Annotated in this window: 20 protein-coding genes; 15 read left to right on the plus strand and 5 right to left on the minus strand. The window is 65.7% G+C overall.

Translation table 11 applies throughout. The annotated features are described in order from the left end of the window. Positions 1-103: 103 nt before the first annotated feature. Together greB and IPP28_07725 are read right to left on the minus strand one after the other, a co-directional pair. On the minus strand, positions 104-607 hold the full coding sequence (greB, locus tag IPP28_07720; protein MBL0040917.1) for a transcription elongation factor GreB: 504 nt from the start codon (positions 605-607) through the stop codon (positions 104-106). 3 nt (positions 608-610) lie between these two features. Continuing rightward, complete coding sequence (locus IPP28_07725; protein ID MBL0040918.1) at positions 611-2,125, minus strand: DUF853 family protein; 1,515 nt, start codon at positions 2,123-2,125, stop codon at positions 611-613. Between the two features lie 113 nt (positions 2,126-2,238). Here IPP28_07725 and IPP28_07730 point away from each other — a divergent pair, with 113 nt between their 5' ends. Then, positions 2,239-3,708: a transglycosylase SLT domain-containing protein gene (locus IPP28_07730; GenBank protein ID MBL0040919.1), complete on the plus strand. Its 1,470-nt coding sequence runs from the start codon at positions 2,239-2,241 to the stop codon at positions 3,706-3,708. Positions 3,709-3,771: 63 nt separating this feature from the next. On the opposite strand, the gene IPP28_07735 is transcribed toward IPP28_07730, so the two are convergent. The 3 genes from IPP28_07735 to IPP28_07745 form a co-directional block, all read right to left on the minus strand. Then, positions 3,772-4,209: a hypothetical protein gene (locus IPP28_07735; GenBank protein MBL0040920.1), complete on the minus strand. Its 438-nt coding sequence runs from the start codon at positions 4,207-4,209 to the stop codon at positions 3,772-3,774. A 155-nt stretch (positions 4,210-4,364) separates the two neighbouring features. Beyond that, positions 4,365-5,216 (minus strand): phosphatidylserine decarboxylase, encoded by an 852-nt coding sequence (psd, locus tag IPP28_07740; protein ID MBL0040921.1) that lies wholly within the window; start codon positions 5,214-5,216, stop codon positions 4,365-4,367. Further along, positions 5,216-5,830 carry an SCO family protein gene (locus IPP28_07745; GenBank protein MBL0040922.1) on the minus strand — a complete coding sequence of 205 codons (615 nt, stop codon included), beginning with the start codon at positions 5,828-5,830 and terminating at the stop codon, positions 5,216-5,218. Before IPP28_07745 ends, psd begins: the two co-directional genes overlap by 1 nt. 64 nt (positions 5,831-5,894) lie before the next feature. On the opposite strand from IPP28_07745, the gene prmB reads away from it, so the two are divergent. From prmB to IPP28_07815, 14 genes are all read left to right on the plus strand, one after another. Then, entirely contained in the window at positions 5,895-6,821 is a 927-nt protein-coding gene (gene prmB / locus IPP28_07750; protein ID MBL0040923.1) for a 50S ribosomal protein L3 N(5)-glutamine methyltransferase, read from the plus strand. Continuing rightward, positions 6,818-7,933, plus strand: coding sequence for a chorismate synthase (gene aroC, locus IPP28_07755; GenBank protein MBL0040924.1), 1,116 nt, complete (start codon positions 6,818-6,820; stop codon positions 7,931-7,933). Before prmB ends, aroC begins: the two co-directional genes overlap by 4 nt. 90 nt (positions 7,934-8,023) lie before the next feature. Beyond that, on the plus strand, positions 8,024-9,052 hold the full coding sequence (locus IPP28_07760) for an aspartate-semialdehyde dehydrogenase (GenBank protein MBL0040925.1): 1,029 nt from the start codon (positions 8,024-8,026) through the stop codon (positions 9,050-9,052). A gap of 162 nt (positions 9,053-9,214) precedes the next feature. Next, positions 9,215-11,806 carry a hypothetical protein gene (locus tag IPP28_07765; protein ID MBL0040926.1) on the plus strand — a complete coding sequence of 864 codons (2,592 nt, stop codon included), beginning with the start codon at positions 9,215-9,217 and terminating at the stop codon, positions 11,804-11,806. A gap of 114 nt (positions 11,807-11,920) precedes the next feature. Then, complete coding sequence (gene truA / locus IPP28_07770; protein ID MBL0040927.1) at positions 11,921-12,691, plus strand: tRNA pseudouridine(38-40) synthase TruA; 771 nt, start codon at positions 11,921-11,923, stop codon at positions 12,689-12,691. After that, positions 12,688-13,326, plus strand: coding sequence for a phosphoribosylanthranilate isomerase (locus IPP28_07775; protein MBL0040928.1), 639 nt, complete (start codon positions 12,688-12,690; stop codon positions 13,324-13,326). The genes truA and IPP28_07775 overlap by 4 nt, the downstream gene beginning before the upstream one ends. Beyond that, entirely contained in the window at positions 13,298-14,542 is a 1,245-nt protein-coding gene (gene trpB / locus IPP28_07780; GenBank protein ID MBL0040929.1) for a tryptophan synthase subunit beta, read from the plus strand. Before IPP28_07775 ends, trpB begins: the two co-directional genes overlap by 29 nt. A 20-nt stretch (positions 14,543-14,562) precedes the next feature. After that, positions 14,563-15,363, plus strand: coding sequence for a tryptophan synthase subunit alpha (locus IPP28_07785; protein ID MBL0040930.1), 801 nt, complete (start codon positions 14,563-14,565; stop codon positions 15,361-15,363). 83 nt (positions 15,364-15,446) lie between these two features. After that, a complete protein-coding gene (locus tag IPP28_07790) occupies positions 15,447-16,316 on the plus strand; it encodes an acetyl-CoA carboxylase carboxyltransferase subunit beta (GenBank protein MBL0040931.1) in 870 nt (289 codons plus the stop codon). Positions 16,317-16,415: 99 nt separating this feature from the next. Further along, the gene (gene folC / locus IPP28_07795) at positions 16,416-17,699 is read left to right on the plus strand and encodes a bifunctional tetrahydrofolate synthase/dihydrofolate synthase (protein ID MBL0040932.1); all 1,284 of its coding nucleotides are present in this window, start codon (positions 16,416-16,418) and stop codon (positions 17,697-17,699) included. 61 nt (positions 17,700-17,760) lie between these two features. After that, the gene (locus IPP28_07800; GenBank protein ID MBL0040933.1) at positions 17,761-18,744 is read left to right on the plus strand and encodes an SPOR domain-containing protein; all 984 of its coding nucleotides are present in this window, start codon (positions 17,761-17,763) and stop codon (positions 18,742-18,744) included. Then, a complete protein-coding gene (locus IPP28_07805) occupies positions 18,741-19,280 on the plus strand; it encodes a CvpA family protein (GenBank protein ID MBL0040934.1) in 540 nt (179 codons plus the stop codon). The genes IPP28_07800 and IPP28_07805 overlap by 4 nt, the downstream gene beginning before the upstream one ends. A gap of 8 nt (positions 19,281-19,288) precedes the next feature. Next, complete coding sequence (gene purF, locus IPP28_07810) at positions 19,289-20,761, plus strand: amidophosphoribosyltransferase (protein ID MBL0040935.1); 1,473 nt, start codon at positions 19,289-19,291, stop codon at positions 20,759-20,761. Next, positions 20,758-21,564, plus strand: coding sequence for a ferritin-like domain-containing protein (locus tag IPP28_07815; protein MBL0040936.1), 807 nt, complete (start codon positions 20,758-20,760; stop codon positions 21,562-21,564). The genes purF and IPP28_07815 overlap by 4 nt, the downstream gene beginning before the upstream one ends. Positions 21,565-21,719 lie beyond the last annotated feature (155 nt).

Genomic DNA, 21,719 nt, shown 5'->3' on the forward strand with positions numbered 1-21,719 from the left:
CTCCTGGGTACACGTACTTGTGGACAGGAACGACATCGGGTGACGCAGTCGATGATCCGATGCTACCGCTTTCCGCCCGCTTGTCCATGCTCCTTGACCACGGTCACGCTTCGTAACGAACGTCGATGATGACGAAGTCGCAGCGTCCCGAAGGCAGTTCGGCACTGAACTCGTCGTCGACACGCTTTTTCAGCGCCGCACGCGCCAGTGGCGAGTCGATGCTGATGTGACCGAGTTCGGCATCGGTCTCGTCCGGTCCGACGATGCGGTAACGCTTCAACGCACCGCTGTCGGCCTGTTCGACTTCGAACCATGCGCCGAAGAAGATTGCGCTGCAATCGCTCGGCGGCTCGTGCACCACGCGCACCGATTCAAGGCGCTTGCTCAGGTAGCGCACGCGCCGATCGATCTCGCCGAGTTGCTTCTTGCGGTAGGTGTATTCGGCATTTTCGGAACGGTCGCCTTCGGCCGCCGCGGCGGCCAGCGCCTTGACGACTTCCGGGCGACGCTGTCGCCACAATTCGTCCAGCTCCGCTTTCAGACGCGCATGGCCTTGTGGCGTGATGATCGCCGTGCTGCCGGGCTGCGGCGGTCGCCAGCGTCCCATCGATCAGCGCCGACGGCTGCGCGTGCCGCCGCTGACGCCGCCGAGCACGCCGCGCAGGATCTGGTTGGTCATGCGGGTGCCGGCCGTGCGCATCGCCGACTTCGCGACCGTCTCGATCGCACCCTGACGGCGCTTGGTGCCGAACAGGAATTCCTTGAAGCGTTCGCCCCAGGTGGGTTCCGCATCCGCCGCGGGCGAGGCCTTGCCCGCGGGCGCTTGCGCCGCTTCGGCCGCGGCCGCCTGCTCCTGTACACGGTTCAATTGCTCGAAGGCCGATTCCCGGTTCATCGCCGTGTCGTATTTGGCACCGACGGGCGAGCGCGACCGCACCAGTTGGCGTTCGTCGTCGCTGATCGCGCCGATGCGGCAATGCGGCGGCACGATCAGGGTGCGTTCCACCGGCAACGGGATCCCGCCCTCCTGCAAGGTGGTGACCAGCGCCTCGCCGACGCCGAGCTGGGTGATCGCTTCGACGACATCGACACGCGGATTCGGCGGAAACGTCTCGGCGGCGGTCTTCACCGCTTTCTGGTCGCGCGGGGTGAACGCTCGCAGCGCGTGCTGGATGCGGTTGCCGAGCTGGCCGAGGATCACCGCCGGCACGTCGTCGGGCAATTGCGAAATGAAATAAATGCCGACGCCTTTCGAGCGGATCAGGCGCACGACCTGTTCGACGCGTTGCTGCAACTGTTGCGGCGCATCGTCGAACAGCAGGTGTGCCTCGTCGAAGAAGAACACCAGCTTCGGTTGGTCGAGGTCGCCGACTTCGGGCAGGTTCTCGAACAATTCCGACAGCATCCACAGCAAGAAGCTTGAATACACGCGCGGCTTCAGGATCAGCTGTTCGGACGCAAGCACGTTGATGATGCCGCGCCCGGACATGTCCTGGCGCATGAAGTCGGCGAGATCAAGCGCCGGTTCGCCGAAGAAGCGGCCGCCACCATCGTTTTCGAGTTGCAGCAGGGCGCGCTGGATGGCGGCGATCGATTGCGGCGACACCAGTCCGTACTTCGCCGAAATCTCCTTGGCGTGTTCGGAGACGAAGGTCAGCATGGCGCGCAGGTCGTCGAGGTCGAGCAGCAGCAAGCCCTCGTCGTCGGCGACACGGAACGCGACCTGCAACACGCCTTCCTGCACCTCGTTCAATTCGAGCAGGCGGGTGAGCAGGTTCGGGCCCATCTCCGACACCGTGGTACGCACCGGATGGCCCTTGTCGCCGTAAATGTCCCAAAGCACGACCGGATTGGCTTCGGGCTTCCAGTCGACCAGCCCCAGCCGGGTGATGCGGGCCTGCAATTTTTCGCCCGGTGCGGCGGCTGCCTGGCTGAGTCCGGCGAGATCCCCTTTCACATCCGAGAGGAACACCGGCACGCCCATGCGCGAGAAGCCCTCGGCCAGCACCATCAGCGATACCGATTTGCCGGTGCCGGTGGCGCCGGCGATCAAGCCGTGGCGATTGCCGTACTTCGACAACAGATGCACATCCTGTTCGCCCTTGCCGAGATGAATGCTGCTCACGTCCGTACTCCCTGAGGTTCGAACGGAGATTCTAGCTGCGTTGTTCATGTGCAGCGGTTGCCTCGACCCGGCGCCGCGGCTACCGTGCGCGCAGTTCGTGCAGGGTGTCGGTCATGCGTCGTTTTTCCTATGTGTTCGTTCTGGCGTTGGCCGGATGTGCTTCCCAGCCGCAGCGTGCGGCGCAACAAGGTCACACGGCTTCCGGTGACGAAGTCAGCACGGCCCTGGCCGGGTTCGAGTCCGCGATGGAAGCATGGCGGCGTGGCGAGGCCAATGCCGGCGGCTCGGCGCTGACCAAGGCGCGCCTCGCGCTGGACGAAGCGGTGACCCGCTGCGTGCAATCCGAGGCCTGCGATGCGATGACGGCGCTGCGCGCCCAGTCGACGGCGAACGCACGCATGGCGCACGCGCTGCTCGGCGAGCGCGAGACCGACCCGGTCGAGCCGAACGATGCCGTGACCACGACCGATCATGTTGAACATGCCGGCTCACCCGCCGTGGACATGCCGGAACTCGCGCGTTCCGCGGCGATGTTGAATGGCAAGCGTCTCGACCAGGTCATTCGCCTGAACGGTGCGGTCAAGGCCGGCATCGAGGAATGGTTGACCTGGATGCGTCCGAACCTGCTCGATACCTACGAGAATTACCAATACCTGCGCCATCGCATGTGGCCGGTCTACGAGCAGGCTGGACTGCCCGAAGCCTTGCTGTTCGGCATCATGGCCAAGGAGTCCGGCGGCAAGGTTCATGCCGTGTCGCGCGCCGGTGCTGCCGGATTGCTGCAGTTCATGCCGGCCACGGCGCGCGGCTACGGGCTGGCCCGCAACAGCGGCTTCGACGATCGCTTCGATCCGGCACTGATCACGCGTGCGAATGCCGATTATCTGAACGATCGATTCCGCGAACTCAACAACGACCTCGAACTCGCGCTCGGTGCCTACAACGGCGGCGAGGGACGCATGCGTCGCCTGTCCGGAAACGGCAGCCGTGGATTCTGGGAGGCGCCGGTCTACAACGCGCTGCCGCCGGAAACGCGCGACTACGTGCCCATGGTCCTCGCTGCTGCCTGGCTGTTCCTGCATCCCGAGGACTATGGCCTCGAGTTCGCGAAGTTCGATTCGCGACCGGGACAGATCGTGCTGGAGCGCGCCATGTCGATCAACGAACTGTCGGTCTGCATGGGCCAGTTCGGCAACCCGCGTGGCTGGTTCCGCACGCTGCGCAACCTCAATCCGAGATATGAGGCCGATGCACGCATCGATGCCCGAACGACACTGGATGTCCCGGAGGCGGCTGCGAAAGCCTATGCCGCACGTTGCCGCAGTGGCCTGCTGGCCCAGACAGCGGCGGAGCTGAATGCCGCGCGCCCGCCGGTGGCGTCGGGTTCGACCTGGGTCGCGTCTGCGTCTGCGCCTGCCGGCGCCGGGCGTACCCATGTCGTGCGCAAGGGCGAGACCTTGCATGCCATCGCCCGGCGATTCGGTTGCGGCGTGCCTGCCGTTGCCCAGGCCAATGGCCTGCATCCGCCGCGTTACGCCATCCGTGCCGGACAGCGCTTGCGGGTACCGAGTTGCCGCGCATAAAAAAACCGACCGGCACGGGTCCGGTCGGTCGTTCGCCTCGGGGTCGGGCGATGATGGATGGGATCAGGCGTAGCGGCGCTGGTCGCGGCGCAGATCGCTGGCTTTCTGCAGCTGTTCGCCATGCATCTGACGCAGTGCACGCAGGACCAGCCGATGCAGGTTCTGGATCTCGCCGTAGGGCGAGTTGAAGGTGGCGCGATAGGCGCAGACCAGCCAGCGTTTCAGTCCGGCCAGGCGAATGGCATTGTGCTGGGAACGCACGCGGGCGAACGCCACTGCGGCCTCGACCGACCAGTTGGTCGCTTCGCTGGCGACCGGGGCTTCGCTCGATGTCTCAGCCTGGGTCAGTTCGGCCAGCGCTGTGAGCGCGATCTGGCGGCGCTGGTCCGGCAACAAGGTCGTGATCGACTCATTGACCGCATTGAATTGGCGCAGCAGGGTCAGGTAGCGCGCGAACGCAGTGGTGCGTTGCACCCAGCGATTGTTGGTGACGACGTCCATGATGAGCTCCGTTGCGTGGCTGACGGTGCCCATCATCGTCAACGGCGCCGTGCGAAGCGCGTGTCACGTCACATTTCGTCAAAATGGGGCGGTGGCGCATGTAATCCGCGATCCATCGCACAGTCATATTGCGACCCCGTTCGCGTTATTCCCGCTCAGGGCAGTCGCTGCGCGAGCACCTGACCCAGGCGCACCGGAACTTCCGCGCTCAAGGCCGCGTCCAGCGTCGCGACACCGGGCGGCAGCAACACGATCACGGTCGAGCCGTAGTTGAAGCGAGCCATCTCGGCGAAACGGTCGAGGTGCACCGGATCGGTCCGGTCGCGGTAGTCGCGCACGATCACGCGGTCGGCATAGGCCGGGATCTCGACACCGTGCCACACGGTTTCGACGCCGGAGACCAGCAAAGCGCCGACCATGACCACGGCCATCGGGCCGAACTCGGTCTCGAACAGGCAGACCAGACGCTCATTGCGCGCGAAAACTCGCGGTACCTGCGCCACGGTGCTGGTGCCGACGCTGAACAGCCGCCCGGGCACGTGGCGCGTTTCCAGCAAGCGGCCGGCGCAGGGCATGTGCACCCGATGGTAGTCGCGCGGCGACAGGTACACGGTCGCGAACACGCCACCGTCAAAGCGCTTGGCCAGCGCCGTATCCGCCAACAATTCTTCGGCGCTGAAATCGAAGCCCTTGGCCTGGAACATGCGGCCATAGCGGATCGGCCCGCACTGGCTGATCCGACCGTCGGCCGGCATCACGATCGTCCGCGCGTCGCCCGCGACCACGCGGGCACCCGGTTTCAGCGCGCGGGTAAAAAAAGCGTTGAAGTGCTTGTAGTCGTCGAGATCGCTGCTGGCGGCCTCGGTCCAGTCGACACCGAACTTGTTGGCGATGAAGCGGATCATCGCGTTCTTGAACCACGGTGACTCGATGCGCGCGATGCGCAGCGCGATCGACGACAGCAGTCGATGCGGCAACAGATATTGCAGGGCGATGAAGGGCGACATCAGGACCCCGCGATCCGTTGCAGGTCGGCGAGCATCTTCGCCGGATCGAGCGGCGGCGAGAACCGCCCGATCAGCCGGCTTTCGGTATCGAGTACGAATACGGCGGCGCTGTGGTCGACGTTGTAGTCGGGAGATTCGGTCTGCTCGCGGACATAGAGCACGCCCATCGCACGGGTCAGTGCGCCGAGCCGCTTATGGTCCGCGGTCGCGGCGAGGATGTTCGGGCTGAAGAACTTGGCGTATTCGCCCAGCGTCTTCAGATCATCGCGCTCCGGATCGACCGACACGAACAGGAAACCGACACGGCCGTCGAGCTTCGCGGCGGGCAGGCCGCGGTCGATCTCGCGCATCACGGCCAGCGCGGTCGGGCAGACGTCCGGGCAATGGGTGAAGCCGAAGAACACCAGTTGATACTTGCCCGCCAGGCGGGTCGCGTCGATCGGCTGACCGTCGGCCGCATCCAACGAGAACGGCGACAAGGTGCGCGCCTGCGGGTATTGGCTGAAGGCCGCGTACGACGGCACTGAGGGCGCGCCGGACGGGCGCAGGCCCAGCCACAGTCCGAAGCTGGTCGCGGCCGCGACCAGCACGATGATCCAGGGAAGTTGTCGCATGGGGTCAGCGAATTGGCAGAAAGAGGACGTGGAGTATATCGGCCCCGCTGTCTATGATCGGCCGATGACCGACGAACTCAAGACCATCATCGATTTCATCCGCTACGGCGCTTCGCGTTTTGCCGCGGCCGGGCTGACGTTTGGCCATGGCTACGACAATGCCCTCGACGAGGCCACGCAACTCGTCCTGCACGCCTTGCACCTGCCGCATGACCTGAAGCCGGCGTATGGCGCGGCGCGGCTGGTCGCGAACGAGAAGAAAACCGTGCTCGACCTGTTCGAACGGCGCATTCGCGAGCGCAAGCCGGCCTGTTATCTGACCGGAGAAGCGTGGTTTGCCGATCTCTCGTTCAAGTGCGACGAGCGCGCACTGGTGCCGCGTTCGCCGATCGCGGAGCTGATCGAGCAGGGTTACGAGCCCTGGCGCAATGGTCGGCCCTTGAATCGCGTACTCGATCTCTGCACCGGCGGCGGCTGCATCGCCATTGCCAGTGCGCACTACCTGCCGGATGCCCTGGTCGACGGTGTCGACATCAGCCCCAAGGCATTGTCGCTCGCGAACGAGAATGCCGAGCGTCTGCTCGTCACCGATCGCGTCCGCTTCATCGAATCGAACCTGTTCGCGGGGCTCGACGGCGAGGTCTACGACCTGATCGTGACCAATCCGCCCTACGTGACGCATGCCGAAGTGGACGCGTTGCCCGAGGAATACCGCTTCGAGCCGGAGAACGGCCTGCGTGCCGGCCACGACGGGCTCGATTTGGTGCTGCAGATCCTTGCCGAAGCACCGAAGCATCTCAGCGACGACGGCTTCCTGATCTGCGAGGTCGGCGAAGCCGAGCGTGCGCTGGTCGAACTGCTGCCACAACTGCCGTTCAACTGGATCGAGTTCAAGGTCGGGCAAATGGGCATCTTCCAGATCGAACGCGACAACCTGCTGACCTGGCACATCGAGATCGAGGCCCTGGCCGCGGAGCGACGCGGTCGATGAGCCACAACCGCTTCGGCAAGATCTTCTCGGTCACGACCTTTGGCGAGAGCCACGGGCCGGCGATCGGATGCGTGATCGACGGCGTGCCGCCGGGGATCGCGATAGCCGAAGACGATTTCGCGCACGACCTCGAACGTCGCGCGACGGGCCGGTCGCGCCACACCTCGCAGCGTCACGAGGAAGACCGCGTCGAGATCCTGTCCGGCGTCTACCAGGGCCGCACTACCGGCACTGCGCTGGCGCTGCTGATCCGCAATACCGATGCGCGCAGCAAGGATTACGCGAGCATCGCCGAGCAGTTCCGTCCCGGTCACGCCGATTACACGTATTGGCAGAAATACGGCATCCGCGACCCGCGCGGCGGCGGACGCTCGAGCGCGCGCGAAACGACGATGCGCGTGGCCGCGGCGGTGATCGCGAAAAAGTGGCTGCGGGAGCGCTTCGGTGTCGAAGTGCGTGGGCACATGGCGCAGCTCGGTGAACTCGTGCCGCGTGCATTCGATTCGGACGCGATCGAGACCAATCCGTTCTTTTGGCCCGACATTGCCATGGTGCCCGAGCTCGAAACCTACATGGATGCGTTGCGCAAGTCGGGCGATTCGGTCGGCGCACGGGTCACCGCGGTCGCGACGAACGTGCCCCCGGGCTGGGGCGAGCCGATCTACGGCAAGCTCGACGGCGAACTCGCGGCGGCGATGATGAGCATCAACGCGGTCAAGGGCGTGGAGATCGGCGATGGCTTCGCCTGTGTCACGCAGCGCGGCAGCGAACACCGGGATTTGATGACGCCGGCGGGATTCCGCAGCAATCATGCGGGTGGCATCCTCGGCGGCATTTCGACCGGTCAGGACATCGTCGTCAGCGTCGCAATCAAGCCGACCTCGAGCCTGCGTCTGCCGGGCGAGAGTGTCGACGTGAACGGCGATGCAGTCGAAGTCGTGACCACCGGCCGTCACGACCCCTGCGTCGGCATCCGCGCCACGCCCATCGTCGAAGCGATGCTGGCGCTCACCCTGATCGACCACGCGTTGCGTCATCGCGCGCAGTGCGGCGATGTCGGCGAAGTGGCGCCGCGCATTGCCGCGACCACGACCAAAACCACCACGTCCTGAGCGCCGGAACGTCCGGCGCCGCGACGAGGTCTCGGCCGTTCGGACTTTGCAGCGACTCCCCGGAACGGCGGCAGAAAAAAGGAAAACATCATGAACTCGAACCGCAGTTTCAACGTCGCCGTCGTCGGTGCCACCGGCGCCGTCGGCGAAACCATGCTCAACATCCTGCACGAGCGCGACTTCCCGATCGCGGAACTGGTGCCGCTGGCCAGCGAACGTTCGGCCGGCACGCGGGTGAAGTTTGGCGACCGCAGTTTCGTCACGCAGGATCTCGACAAATACGACTTCGATGGCATCGACATCGCGCTGTTCTCGGCGGGCGGCTCGGTCTCGGCCGTGCATGCGCCGCGCGCAGCCGCGGCCGGTGCGGTCGTCATCGACAACACCTCGCAGTTTCGTTACGACGACGACATCCCGCTGGTGATCGCGGAAGTGAATCCGCATGCGATCGCGCGTTACACCACGCGCGGCATCATCGCGAATCCGAACTGTTCGACGATGCAGATGCTGGTCGCGCTGGCGCCGATTCATCGCGCCGTCGGCATCACCCGCATCAATGTCGCGACGTATCAGTCGGTGTCGGGTGCGGGCCGGTCCGGCCTGGAAGAACTCGGCAAGCAGACGGCGCAGTTGCTGAATTTCCAGGAAGTCGAGAAGCACAAGTTTCCGGTGCAGATCGCGTTCAACCTGATCCCGCAGATCGACGTGTTCATGGACAACGGCTACACCAAGGAAGAGATGAAGATGGTCTGGGAGACCCAGAAGATTCTCGAAGATTCGAGCATCGTGGTGAACCCGACTGCGGTGCGCGTGCCGGTCTTCTACGGGCATTCGGAAGCGGTGCACATCGAGACGCGCACGAAAATCAGTGCGTCCGCTGCACGCGCGCTGCTGGAAGCAGCGCCCGGCATCGAGGTGGTGGACGAGCGCGTCTCCGGCGGTTATCCGACCCCCGTGACCCATGCCGCCGGCAACGATCCGGTCTATGTCGGCCGCATTCGCGACGACATTTCGCATCCGAACGGGCTGAATCTTTGGGTGGTCAGCGACAACATCCGCAAGGGCGCGGCGCTGAACGCGGTCCAGATCGCGGAACGGTTGATTGCCGAATATCTGTGACCGGGCAGGCGGTTTCGCAGCTGCGGGACGGCTGCGATACCGGCAAAACGGGCCGGAAACCCAATCTTCCCCTGTACTTAGGGCCGTGTTATAAGCTCGATTCTAAGATTGCTGACCGTGCGTGATGGTCAGGACCAAACTGGACGAACTGGGGATACGGGCATGAACCGACTGTTGCCGCTTTCTCTCGCCGTGACGCTGGCCTTGGGCAGCAATGCTGCGCTGGCCCTGGGTCTGGGCGGGATCAATGTGAAGTCGGAGTTGAACGAGCCGCTGCGTGCGGAGATCCCGGTGTATGTCAGCTCCCCGGCCGAGGCCGAATCATTGCGGGTGGAACTCGCGGCAGGCGCCGAATTTGCCCGGGTCGGGCTTGATATCGATGACATCGCGGTGCCACTGGAGTTCGACGTCGGCAAGAATGCACGCGGCGAGCCGGTGATTCTGGTGAAGTCGAATCAGGCGATTCGCGAGCCGACCCTCACGTTTCTGGTGGAAGTGAACTGGTCGAACGGACGCTTCCTGCGCGAATATTCGGTCCTGCTGGAACCGCCCGTGACCGTGCCGGTGAGTGCGCCGAGTGCGCCGTCGTCCACGATTGCGCCGGCCGCATCGGTACAACCGATCGCCGAGCCCGAAGCCGCGATGCCGACACCGATTTCCGAGCCCGAGCCGCTGCCTGAAGCCGCGGTCGCGCCGGAACCGCCGCCGATCGAAACCCCCGCGACGCCGGCCGAGGCCGAGCCTGCGCCCGTTGCCGCCGAATCCGAAGCAGCGCCCAGCGAGCCTCTGGCCAGCGAATCGCCGGAAGCAACACCGGAAGGCTCGCCGGCACCGACCGAGCCAGCCCCGGAGCCGATTTCCGAGCCGGTGTCGGTCGCGACGGCGCCGTCCGCGAGCGAATATGGTCCGATCGCATCGGGCGAAACGCTCTGGGAAATCGCCAATACCACGCGTCCCGGCAGCGTCACGCCGAGCCAGATGATGATCGCGTTGCTGCGCGCGAATCCGGACGCGTTCTACCGTGACAATGTCAACGCGCTGAAGCGCGGCGCGATCTTGCGCATTCCCGGCGAGTCGGATTTGCAGGCCTTGGCCGCTGCCGAAGCCGCTGCGGAAATCGTGAGCCAGAATCAGGCCTGGATCGAAGCGACGCGGCCGACGACCGTGGCCGATGCCAGTGTCGAATCGTCCACGCCGAGCACGTCGACCGGTGCGGCGTCGTCGCGACCGGGCGATCGCCTCGAATTGCTGCCGCCCGCGACCGGGCAAAGCGGCGCGGACCGACCGGGTGCGCCCGGCGGTACCGGCGAAAGTGCCGCCGTGCGGGCCGAGCTTGCCCGGACCAAGGAATCCCTGAGCAGCGTTCAGCAGGAGAGCGGCGAACTGCGCTCGCGCGTGAAGGAACTCGAGACCATCAACTCGACCAACCAGCGCCTGATCACGCTCAAGGACAGCGAGCTCAAGAACCTGCAGACCAAGTTGAAGGCGGCCGAGATCGCCGCAGCCGAAGCCGCGAAGAAGCCGGCAGCAACTGCGACGCCTGTGCCGGAGTCGGTGCCGACGCCGGTCGAAACGCCGATCGAGCCGGCCGTGACCGCCACCGAGCCGGTGGCCGCCGATCCTTTGGCAACGGTGGCGCCGGATGCGGTCCAGCCAGATGCCGAGACGACGCCCGATGCCGCCACGGCCGATCCGTTGGCGACCGCCGAACCTGCGACCCCGGATGAGACGGCCGAGCCGGCGGAAGTTACGCCCATCGCCGATGCCGAACCTGTGGCCGTGGGCGAACCGGCGGCACCGGCGGCCGAGCCTTGGTATGGAGCCCTGATGAACAAATATGTACTGGGCGGATTGGGACTGCTGGTCCTTGGCGGATTGGGCTTTGCCCTCGCGCGCCGTCGCAAGCCGGAAGCGCCTGCCGTGGAACCGGGTTCGATCTCCGGTCACTTCGGTGACAGCGTGGGTGGCGACAACGAAGAGTCGTCGATGCTGTCGGCGCTCGCGCAGGACCCGACCGATCTCAACGCGCATCTCAATGTGCTCGAGTTCTATTACATGCGCCGCAATGCCGACAAGTTCGAGGCCGCCGCGGAAGCGATGTACGCGCAGCTGCCCGACCCGAACGCGCCGGAATGGCAGGGCGCGTTGTTGATGGGCCGCGACCTGTGTCCGACCCATCCGATGTTCTCCGATGGTGCCGAAGCGCCGGCCACTGAACATGCGTTCGCCGATCCGTTCGCGTCGGTGCCGAAGTTCGAGGGCCATGCGCCGAAGTCGCAGCCGGCCGCGGTGGAAGACGATTTCGATTTCGATCTGGGCGTCACACCGCCGGCCACGCCGACGACGAAAGCATCGGTTCCGGAACCGGCTGCGGAGAGTTTCGATTTCAATCTGATCGACGACACGTCGAAGCGTGCTGCAACGCCGGCATCGAAGCAGGATCTGTCGTTCGACTTCGATCTCGACACCAGTGTCGCGTCGTCGAAGGCCAACGAGATCTCCTTCGACTTGCCGTCGCTTGATCTCGGCACCGATATCTCGGCGCCGTCGCTGGAGCCGACGACGCAGCAGATGGCCGCGGTCAAGGACGAGTTCCTCGGCGACGATGCCGTGGCGACCAAGATCGATCTCGCCCGCGCCTACCTCGACATGGGTGATGCCGACGGCGCCCGCAGCATGCTCGAGGAAGTTGTCGCCGAGGGCAGCGACGCGCAGAAGGCCGAAGCGAAGAAGCTGCTGTCGGAAATCAGGTAAGCGACCCGATTCGTCGGGACGCGCAGGGGCCGGTAAACTCCGGCCCCTTTGCTTTTGCAGCCGGACCATGGGCGACTACACCGACTTGCCGCATTCACCCACGAGGTGGCTGCGATGACGCGTTACGCGATGGCGGTCGAATACGACGGCTCGCGATTTCATGGCTGGCAGACCCAGCGCGATCGCGTCAGTGTGCAGGCGACGCTGGAGGCCGCGATCGCGAAAGTCGCGCACCATCCGATCGCAGTGACGGCTGCCGGGCGTACTGATACGGGGGTGCATGCCGCCTATCAAGTCGTGCATTTCGACAGCGATGCCGAACGCGTCGAGCGCGCCTGGCTGCTCGGGACCAACACTCATTTGCCGAAGTCCGCGGTGGCGCGCTGGGTGATGCCGGTGGCCGCCGATTTCCATGCACGGTTCTCGGCGCAGTCGCGGCGTTACCGCTACACCATCCTCAACCGTCTGGTGCGTCCGGCGATCGGCCGCGAACGCTTGTCCTGGATCCGCAAGCCGCTGGAGGTCGAGGCGATGCAGGCGGCGAGCCGTTGCCTGATCGGTCTGCATGACTTCACCAGTTTCCGGACCGTTGCCTGCCAGGCCCATTCGCCCGTGCGCGACTTGCGCCACATCGAATTCTCGCGCGAGGCCGACCACATCCACATGGACATCGAAGCCAATGGCTTCCTGCACCACATGGTGCGCAACATCATCGGCAGCCTGATGGTGGTCGGCCACGGCGAACAGCCGCGCGAGTGGATTGCCGAGGTGCTGGCCGCGCGCGACCGCACCCGCGCCGGCGTCACCGGGCCACCGGAAGGACTCGTCTTCATCGGGCCCCGTTACGACCGGCGGTTCGGATTGCCGGACGAGGTGTCGCTGTGAGGACACGCCTCAAGTTCTGCGGCATCACCCGAGTCGATGACGTGAACGCCGGCGTCGCCGCGGGCGCAGACGCGTTGGGGTTCATCCTTGCGGCCGGAAGTCCAAGGCAACTGACGATGGCGCAGTTGGATGCGCTGCTGGCATCGGTGCCGGTGTTCGTGACGCCGGTCGTGTTGTTCCGCGATCACCCGGCGGATGAGGTGTCCGCGGTGTTGGCGCGCTCGCCACGGTTGGTCGCCCAGTTCCATGGTGACGAATCGCCGGGATTTTGTGCGTCGTTCGAACGGCATTGGCTGAAAGCCGTGCCGATGGGGGCGCTGTCCGACGCCGCCTTGACACCTTTCCTGCGAGCCTATGCGGACGCGGGTTGTGGCGGCTTCGTGTTCGACAGTCACGGCGGCGCGGTGGCCGGCGGGAGTGGTCGCGGGTTTGACTGGTCGCGCATTCCGGCAGATCTGCCCGCGCCCCTGGTCCTGGCGGGCGGACTCACGCCCGACACCGTGGCCGAGGCGGTGCGACGCGTGCGGCCCTATGCGGTCGACGTGTCGTCCGGCATCGAATCCGCGCCCGGGATCAAGGATCATGCAAAAATGCGAGGCTTCGCCGATGGGGTTTTCCGTGCTCGAACCGATTGAACCGATCTCCCGCCCCGACGATTTGATGTCCATGCCGGACGCGCGCGGCCATTTCGGGCCTTATGGCGGCCGTTTCGTCGCCGACACGCTGATGGCACCACTCGCGGAACTGTCCGAGGCCTACGCGAAGCTCAAGCATGATCCGGAATTCATCGCCGAACTGGATTACGACTATCGCCACTACGTCGGTCGCCCGAGTCCGATCTACCACGCGAAAGGCCTGTCGAAGGCGGTGGGTGGCGCGCAGATCCTGTTGAAGCGCGAAGACTTGAACCACACCGGCGCGCACAAGATCAACAACACGATCGGTCAGGCCATGCTCGCGAAGCGCATGGGCAAGACCCGCATCATCGCCGAGACCGGTGCCGGTCAGCACGGCGTCGCCAGCGCGACGGTGGCGGCGCGGCTCGGACTCGAATGCGTGGTTTACATGGGCGCCACCGACATCGAGCGCCAGTCGATCAATGTGTTCCGGATGAAATTGCTGGGTGCGACGGTGGTGCCGGTCACCAGCGGCTCGCAGACCCTGAAGGACGCGCTCAATGAAGCCATGCGCGACTGGGTCACGAACGTCGCGAACACGTTCTACATCATCGGCACCGTGGCCGGACCGGATCCCTATCCGACCCTGGTGCGCGATTTCAACGCGGTTTGCGGTCGCGAAGCGCGTGCGCAAATGCTGGCCGAATACGGCCGCTTGCCGGATGCGCTGGTCGCCTGCGTTGGCGGCGGTTCGAATGCGATCGGCCTGTTTCATCCATTCCTCAATGATCGCGACGTCGCGATCTATGGCGCCGAAGCCGCGGGCGAGGGCATCGGCTCCGGTCTGCATGCAGCGTCGCTGGTGGCCGGTCGGCCGGGCGTACTGCATGGCAATCGCACCTACCTGCTGTGTGACGAGAATGGCCAGGTGCGCGAGACCCATTCGGTCTCGGCCGGCCTCGACTATCCCGGCGTCGGTCCCGAGCATGCGTGGCTGAAGGACATCGGTCGTGCGCATTACGTCGGCATCACCGACGACGAGGCGATGGCCGCGTTTCACCAGCTCGCGCGCAGCGAAGGCATCCTGGCCGCGCTTGAATCGAGCCATGCGGTGGCACAAGGCATCAAGCTGGCGCGCGAATTGCCGAAAGACAAGCTCGTGCTCGTCAACCTGTCCGGCCGCGGTGACAAGGACATTTACACGATCGCGAAGCGCGAAGGAATGAAGCTGTGAGCACGCGCATCGACACTCGCATGGCGGCGTTGAAGGCTGCCGGACGCAGCGGCCTGATTCCGTTCGTGACGTCGGGCGATCCGCATCCGGACTGGATGGTCGGCATCCTGCACGCGCTGGTCGAGGGTGGCGCCGACATTCTCGAACTCGGCATGCCGTTCTCGGACCCGATGGCCGATGGCCCGGTGATCCAGAAGTCCAGCGAACGCGCACTCGAACGCGGCATGACGCTGGACCGCACGCTGGCGATCGTGCGCGAATTCCGTGATCGCGACACCACCACGCCGATCGTGCTGATGGGCTATCTGAATCCGGTCGAGTATTACGGCTGGGAAAAATTCGCGACGAACGCCAAGTCCGCCGGCGTCGATGGTCTGCTGATCGTCGACTGCCCGCCGGAGGAAGCCGACAGCGTACGCCCGGTGCTGGCGAAGCACGGACTCGATCAGATCTTCCTGGCGTCTCCGACCACGACCGATGCCCGCATCGCCACCATGGGTGAGCTTGCGCAAGGTTACGTGTACTACGTGTCCTTCGCCGGCATCACCGGCGCCGACCTGCTGGTCATGGCCGACGTCGGGGCGCGGTTGGATGAACTCCGCCAGACGATCCGTGTGCCGATCGCGGTCGGTTTCGGCGTCAAGACGGCCGTGCAAGCCGCTGCGTTGGCGCCGCATGCCGATGCGGTCGTGGTCGGCAGCGCACTGGTGGAGCAACTCGCGGCGGCGACCTCGTTAACGGATGCACAACATCGTGCCCGTGAATTCCTGCGACCCTTGCGCCTTGCCGTCGATGCGGCCCGCGCGACAGAGAAGAACTGATGGCCCGTTCCCCTTCGCATTCCGGTACCCGAAAGCCCGAGACCGATCATGACCTCCACCCGCCAATCAGTGATGCCGATCCGATGAGCTGGCTGAACAAATTGATGCCGAAGCGCATCCGCACCCAGGGCGGCGACAAGCGCAAGGTGCCGGAAGGACTCTGGGGCAAGTGCGAAGGTTGCGGCGCCGTCCTTTATCAGCCCGAGCTGGAAGCCAACCAGCAGGTCTGTCCGAAATGCAGTTTCCACATGCCGATCGGGGCGCGCGAGCGCCTGAAGCTGTTCCTTGACGAGGGCACCGGCACCGAAATCGGTGCTGCGCTCGCGCCGGCCGACGCGCTGAAGTTCAAGGATTCGAAGAAGTACAAGGATCGACTGGTCGCCGCGCAGAAGCAGACCGGCGAAACCGACGCGTTGATCGCGCTGCATGGTCGCCTGAAAGGCATGCCCATTGCGGCCTGCGCCTTCGAGTTCTCGTTCATGGCCGGCTCGATGGGGTCGGTGGTCGGTGAGCGCTTCACGCTCGCCGCCGAACACGCCCTCGCGCAGGGTACGCCGATGGTCTGCTTCGCCGCGTCCGGTGGCGCGCGCATGCAGGAAGGCCTGTTCTCCTTGATGCAGATGGCCAAGACGTCAGCCGCGATCGCACGCCTGCGCGAAGCCGGCCTGCCCTTCATTTCGGTGATGACGCATCCGACCACGGGCGGCGTGTCGGCCAGTTTCGCGATGCTCGGCGACATCAATGTCGGCGAACCGCAGGCGCTGATCGGCTTCGCCGGCCCGCGCGTGATCGAACAGACGGTGCGCGAAACCTTGCCGGAAGGCTTCCAGCGCAGCGAGTTCCTGGTTGAGCACGGCGCCATCGACCTGATCGTCGACCGCCGCCAGATGCGCGACAAGCTCGCCGACCTGCTGGCGATCCTGATGCGGCGGCCGCGCGCCGCGGCAGGCTGACTGCCGACAATTCGTTGCAGTTCCAGCGTGATGCAGGGCACAACGCTTGCATGAACTGCTTCACGGAACGTGGCCACTCGGCTGCGACTGCGGAGACTCATGGGATCGCCCGAATCGCTGGAAGCGTGGTTGTCGCGGCTGGTCGCCGTGCCGACCGATCGGATCGAACTGGGTCTGGCGCGAGTCGACGCGGTGTACGGGCGGCTCGGTCGTCCGCGTCCGGCGCCGATCGTGCTGACGGTCGGCGGCACCAATGGCAAGGGATCGACGGTCGCCTTCCTGGTGGCGATGCTGCGCGCGGCGGGTTATCGGGTCGGCAGTTACACCTCGCCGCATCTGTTCCGCTTCAACGAGCGCATCGTCATCGACGGCGTCGAGGCCAGCGATGAGGCGATCAGCGATGCTTTCGCTGCCATCGATGCCGCGCGTGGCGAGATCGGGCTGACCTTCTTCGAGTTCGCGACCCTGGCCGCGATGCGCCTGTTTGCCAACGGCGCACTCGATATCGCGATCTTCGAGGTCGGCCTGGGCGGGCGCCTCGACGCGGTGAATCTGCTGGATGCCGATGTCGCCATCGTCACCACCATCGATCTCGACCACCAGCAATACCTCGGCGACACGCGCGAAGCGATTGCCGTCGAGAAGGCCGGGATCTTCCGCGCCGGGCGCCCCGCGGTGATCGCGGAAACCGACCCGCCGGCGACTTTGCTGGCCGAGGCCGAACGCATCGGGGCCCATCCCTTGCGACTGGGCAGCGAATACCGCATCGACGTCGACGAAGACGCCTGGCACTGGATCGGCGCGGGCACCAGTCTGCGACTGCCGCATCCGGGCCTGCGTGCACCGGTGCAGCACTACAATGCGGCGGCGGCGATTGCTGCGCTGATGGCGCTGCGCGATCGCGTGCACGTGCCGTTCCGCGCCGTCCGTATCGGCCTGGCCGAAGCCCATGTGCGCGGCCGACTGGAGGTGATTCCGGGTACGGTCGAGACGGTCGTCGACGTCGGCCACAATCCGCAAGCGGCCAATGTGCTGGCCGAATGGTTGCGGCGCCATCCGCGGCGTACGCGCGCCGTGTTTTCGGCGCTCGCCGACAAGGACATCGCCGGGATCGTCGAACCGCTGCTGCCGCGGGTGACGCACTGGCATCTGGCCGGGCTCGATAGCGCCACATCGCGTGGGCTCGACGCGACGCGGCTGCGAGCGCGCATCGGCGACTTGATCGGCGACGACCGCTGCTCGTTGCACGACGACCCGCCTGCGGCCCTCGCCGCAGCGCATGCGCATGCTTCACCCGGGGAGCGGGTGCTCGCATTCGGCTCGTTCCATGTGGTCTCGGCGCTCGGTCCGGTCCTGAACCGATACGCCGCGCCCGCAAACTGACGCCGGTCCGGAACGGCGTCGCCCCGTATAATCCGCGCCCTTCCAACCGCTTGGGATGGCCATGGATCCGATGCTACAAAAGCGGCTGATCGGTGCTTCGGTGCTGATCGTGCTCGCCATCATCTTCGTGCCGATGCTGCTGGATGGTTCCGATCAGGCCGGCTCGGACACCCTGCCGCTGATCATTCCTGAACCGCCCGAACGCGATTTCGAAACCCGCGTCATTCCGCTCGACACCGCTGCGGACACGGCGCCCGCCAGTGTCGCCGAGGCGATCGGCGTGGCACCGGACGAGCCCGCATCGAGCGTCGAACCGGGTGCGGTGCCGGCGAATCCCGATGCGCTCGCGACCGTGGATACGCAGGCACCGACGCGGGTCGACGCGGTGTCGGGCGATGCCGTCAGTCCGGTCGCGACGCCGGCGGCCGCGCCGGTACCGCCCACCGCAGAGGTGAAAGCGCCGGAGCCGGCGCCGGTTGCACCGACGCCCGTCGCTTCACCGCCAGCGGCAACGACGGCGGCGAGCGGACGTTTTCTCGTCGGTCTCGGCAGCTATTCGAACACCGCCAACGCGAATGCACTGGCGACGCAGTTGCGCGCGGCCGGCTACGCGGTCCTGACCGACACGCTCGCCCTGAACGGACAGAATGCAACGCGCCTGCGCATCGGACCGTATGCGACGCGAGGGCAGGCCGAAGCTGCGCGGTTGGCGGTCAAGCAATTGCGCGCCGATCTGCCGGCCGCGATCAGCGAAGTCGACGACACCCCGGCCGCCGATGCGCCCGCGACGGCGCGCAGCGCCGCCACGGCCCAGGTCTGGGCGGTTCAAATCGGCGCATTCAAGGTGGAAACGGAAGCGAACACGAAACGCGATCAGTTGCGTCAGGCCGGATTCGCCGCGTTCGTGGAGAAGATCAACGCCGAAGCCGGCCTGCTCTGGCGCGTGCGCATCGGTCCTGAAAACCAGCGGGCCGATGCCGATGCGGTCAAGGCCGGCGTCAAGCGCCGCTTCGGCATCGACGGCATCGTGGTGCCTTACCCGTGACCATCGCCGACTGGCTGATCGTGCTGACGGTCCTTGCGTCGGTCGTGATCGGGCTGGTCCGCGGTTTCGTGGTCGAGGTGATGGCGCTGGTGGTGTGGGCGGTGGCCCTCCTCGCGTCGGCCTTGCTGGCACCCAGACTGACCGATGCCTTGGCGAGTTCGATCGAGACGCCGTCAGGGCGCATCTTTCTCGCTTATGCCCTGATCTTTGTCGGCACGCTTCTGGTCGGCGCAATCGTCACCTGGATGCTGCGCAAGCTGGTGCAAGGTACCGGTCTTTCCGGTACCGATCGCCTGCTCGGCGGCGTGTTCGGGATCGCGCGTGGCGCCGCGCTGGTCGTGCTGGTCGTGTTGATGCTCGGACTGACGCCGTTTCCGCGGGATGCGTGGTGGCGTGAATCGCGGCTGTTGCCGCAAGTCGTGGTGCTGGCCGAACGTGCCCGCGCCTGGTTGCCCGAGCGCATCGCCGCGCAGATCCGCCTCGACGGCTCGGAAGCGCCGTCACCCATGCCATCCATCGAATCGACTCCTACCTGAGGTTTTCCATGTGCGGCATTCTCGGCATCGTCGGACGCAGTGACATCGGCAGCGCGTTGTACGACGGTCTTACCGTGCTCCAGCATCGCGGCCAGGATGCAGCCGGCATCGCCACCATGGACGGCGCACGCCTGCACCGGCACAAGGGCACCGGGCTCGCGAAAGACGTGTTCGACAGCGAGAGCATCTCCCGCCTCGTCGGTCACATCGGCATCGCCCATTGCCGCTATCCGACCGCCGGCAGCGAAGGCGCCGACGAGGCCCAGCCGTTCTACGTGAATTCGCCGTTCGGCATCGCGCTCGCCCACAACGGCAACCTGATCAATACCGATGCGCTGCGCCGCGACCTGTATGCGCAGGATCGTCGCCACATCAACACCGGGTCCGATTCGGAAGTGCTGCTGAATATCTTCGCGCATGAATTGGCCGCTGGTGATGCCGTGCGTCCAAAGGTCGAGGATGTGTTCGCCGCGATCGCGCGCGTGCACGAGCGCTGTGCCGGAGGTTACGCGGTGGTGGCCCTGGTCCTGGGTCTCGGCGTCGTCGCATTCCGCGACGTGCATGGCATTCGCCCGCTGGTGCTCGGCAAGCGCGAGACGCTGGACGGCCTGGAATGGGCGGTGGCGTCGGAATCGGTGGCGCTCGACCTGCTCGGCTTCAAGCGCGAACGTGACGTGCGTCCGGGCGAGGGCATCGTCATCACCCCGGAGGGCCAGTTGCACGTGCAGCCCTGTGCAGCACCGAAGCAGCACGCTCCCTGCATTTTCGAATACGTCTATTTCGCACGCCCGGACTCGATGATCGAGGATGTGTCGGTCTACAAGGCACGGCTGCGCATGGGCGAGCGGCTCGCGGCAAAGATCCAGCGCCTGCGCGCCGACCACGACATCGAGGCGGTGATCCCGATTCCGGACACCTCGCGCACCGCGGCGCTGGCGCTGGCGCAGGTGCTGGACGTCAAATACCGCGAGGGCTTCGTCAAGAATCGCTATGTCGGCCGCACCTTCATCATGCCGGGGCAGGGCGAACGGGTGAAGTCGGTGCGCCGCAAGCTCAATGCGATCGAGCTCGAATTCCGCAACAAGGTCGTGTTGCTGGTCGATGATTCGATCGTGCGCGGCACGACGTCCAAGCAGATCATCCAGATGGCGCGCGAGGCCGGTGCGCGCAAGGTCTATTTCGCGAGCGCGGCGCCGCCAGTGCGGTATCCGAACGTCTACGGCATCGACATGCCGGCGGCCGACGAGCTGGTGGCCCATGGGCGCAGCGAGTCCGAAGTCGAGCAGTATCTCGGCTGCGACTGGCTGATCTACCAGGACCTCGGCGATCTGGTCGCTTCGGTCGCCGACGGCAATGACGACCTGCGCCACTTCGACACATCGTGCTTTTCCGGCGAGTACGTGACCGGCGTTCCGGACGGGTATCTTGCATCGATCGCGGCCCAGCGCGCCGATACCGCGAAGGCCCAGCGGCGGGGATGAACCTGTTCGACGCCGCCCATCATGCGCTGATGCTGCGCGATCCGGCGGCGAAGGTCGCGGCGGTGCGGCGACTGCACGAGGCCTTCCTGCAGGGCGACGCCATTTGCGCCGAAACGACGGCCGCCGTCGCCATTCCGGTTCCCGGTCGTCCCGATCGGCCCGAACTGGTCGCGCCGCGTGAGCTCGCCGCGCGCGGGCTGGGCTCGGCGGATGGCCGTGCGGCCCTGATCCACGCCGTTGCGCACATCGAATTCAATGCGATCAATCTGGCGCTCGATGCGGTCTACCGGTTCCGTGACCTGCCGCAGGACTATTACGCGGACTGGTTGCAGGTCGCGGTCGACGAAGCGCGTCACTTCGAGCTGTTGCAGGCGCGGCTGGCGCAGCTCGGTCTTCGTTATGGCGACCGTCCGGCCCACAACGGGCTGTGGGATGCGGCTTGCCGGACCGCCGACGACATCCGGGCACGCATGGCCCTGGTCCCCCGGGTGCTGGAAGCGCGCGGCCTGGACGTGACGCCGGGCATGATTGCGCGCCTGCGCGAGGTCGGCGATCACGAAACGGTCGCGGTTCTGGAAGTCATCCTCGCCGAGGAGGTCGCCCATGTCGCGGCCGGAACGCGCTGGTTTCGCCACTGTTGTGGATGTGCAGGTCTGGACCCTGAGCCGACCTTTCTCGACTTGCTGCGCCGCTACGAGGCCGCGATCCGGCCGCCGTTCAACCGGTCGGCGCGCGCCCTGGCGGGGTTTTCGGACGCTGAACAGGCAGGGGTCGAGGCGCTGGTGCCGGTCCGGGACCGCTGATGTCCGGTTTTGTTCCCGGGCTGCGTTACTAGTCCTCGAAGGTCATTCAGCGTCCCCAAACCGGGTGCGCTGGTCCGGCCGAAGGTCCACGTCGCGTCAGGTGCTTCATTCTGCAAAGAATTGATGCTACTTTGCCGGGCGTTTGGGATTCAGTT

This window comes from Lysobacterales bacterium (assembly GCA_016721845.1).
Taxonomy (GTDB): Bacteria; Pseudomonadota; Gammaproteobacteria; order Xanthomonadales; family Ahniellaceae; genus JADKHK01.